This window comes from Leisingera sp. F5 (assembly GCF_001593695.1).
Map to the genome: position 1 here is coordinate 1 of NZ_LUKH01000765.1, position 1713 is coordinate 1713.

2 protein-coding genes are annotated in these 1713 nt (G+C 59.5%); both read right to left on the reverse strand.

Translation table 11 applies throughout. The features are described from left to right. Positions 1-940 (reverse strand): diaminobutyrate--2-oxoglutarate transaminase (locus tag A2I95_RS35690; RefSeq protein ID WP_291737277.1); only part of this gene is annotated, 940 nt, incomplete at its 3' end. Between the two features lie 62 nt (positions 941-1002). Next, on the reverse strand, positions 1003-1551 hold the full coding sequence (ectA, locus tag A2I95_RS35695; protein WP_291737278.1) for a diaminobutyrate acetyltransferase: 549 nt from the start codon (positions 1549-1551) through the stop codon (positions 1003-1005). Positions 1552-1713 lie beyond the last annotated feature (162 nt).

Genomic DNA, 1713 nt, shown 5'->3' on the forward strand with positions numbered 1-1713 from the left:
CCCGGGCCGTTACAAAGGCATGAGTGTTGCCGCGGAAGGTGCCGTTGTGTTCGGCGGGGCCGAATATGTCATGCGCGGGGCGCACCAGCATCAGCGCCATCGGCAGGCCAAAGCCCGAGATCGATTTCGCCAGGGTCACGATGTCCGGTGTGATCCCCATGTCCTCAAACGAGAAGAAGCCGCCGGTACGGCCGCAGCCGGCCTGGATGTCGTCGATGATCAGCAGGGCGCCGTGCTTTTTGGCCAGCGCGGCGATACGCAGCACCCATTCGGGGCTCGCGGCGTTCAGGCCGCCTTCGCCCTGCACGGTCTCCAGCAGGATCGCCGCCGGGGCATCAATGCCGCTGGAGGCGTCTTCCAGCATCGTCTCCAGATAGGCGGCGGTATCGGTGTCCGCCCCGAAATAGCCGTCATAGGGCATTCGGGTAACGCCGTTCAACGGGGTGCCGGCACCGCCACGGTGATAGCTGTTGCCGGTGGCCGCCAAGGCGCCCAGGGTGACGCCGTGAAAGCCGTTGGTGAAGGCGATGACATTGGTGCGGCCGGTCGCCTTGCGGGCCAGTTTCAGGGCTGCCTCAACGGCATTGGCGCCGGTCGGGCCGGTGAACATCACCTTGTGGTCCATGTTGTGCGGCCGCAGGATGTGCTGGTCGAAGGCGTCCAGAAACGCCGCCTTTGCATCGGTATGCAGATCCAGGCCGTGGGTAAGGCCGTCGGACGAGATATGCTCAATCAGGGCTGCCTTCATGTCCGGATCGTTATGCCCGTAGTTGAGCGATGAGCAGCCGGCTAGAAAGTCGATGTGCCGGCGTCCCGTGCTGTCAGTCAACTCAGAGCCGCTGGCATGGGTGAAAACCGCATCGAAGCCGCGGCAATAGCTGCGCGCTTCGGATTCACGGCGTTTGAAAATGGAAATCTCGGCTGACGTATCAGTCGGCATATTGTGTCCTCTTGGAACTAGGCAGGTCAAAACGGGCAGGCGCCACATGGATTAATGCGTCCTCAAGCTGTGCTGCCGGGCGCCTCGGAGAAATCGATCGTGATCATGTGCTCGGTACTTTGGCGGTCACGGAAATGCCCGGTCTGCGTGAAGTGGGGCCGGCTCTTCAGCGGCGCGCTCCGGTTGGCTGCGAATGTGTGGAACAATGCCCAGGACGCTCTGTTTTCTTGCGTGATTGTCGTTTGCAGCCGTTTGATGTTTTCGCAGGCCTCGCGGAGCAGCAGGCCGTTCAGCATCCGCGAGCCAAGCCCGGTCCCGCGGGCGTGTTCCGACACCGCCACCTGCCAGACAAACAGCGTTTCCGGATCGTCAGGCAGAACGTAGGCAGAAACCCAGCCAGCTATTTCTTCCTCGATCTCGGCAACCACGCAGGTCTCGCTGAAGTGGTCGCACTGGATCAGATTGCAGTACATGGAGTTTTCGTCGAGCGGCTTGCATGAGCGCACCAGCTCCCAGATTCCGGCTCCATCTTCCGCTGCGGGTTCGCGCAGCGCAGGTGTTGCTTTCCGGAAAAACTCTAATGCATGTCGCATCTGTCTCGGCGCCTCCATTTAATTTGACTGACTAAGTAACATCCCGAAGCGAAGCTTTTCAAGATAACGTCGCGCATTGCGTCAATGTGTCGTTTTTCTGCAATTTTTTGCGTATGCACGCCCATGGATGGAGCTATATATACTTTGTCTATCGAAGTAATTAGTTGTAAAATCACACTT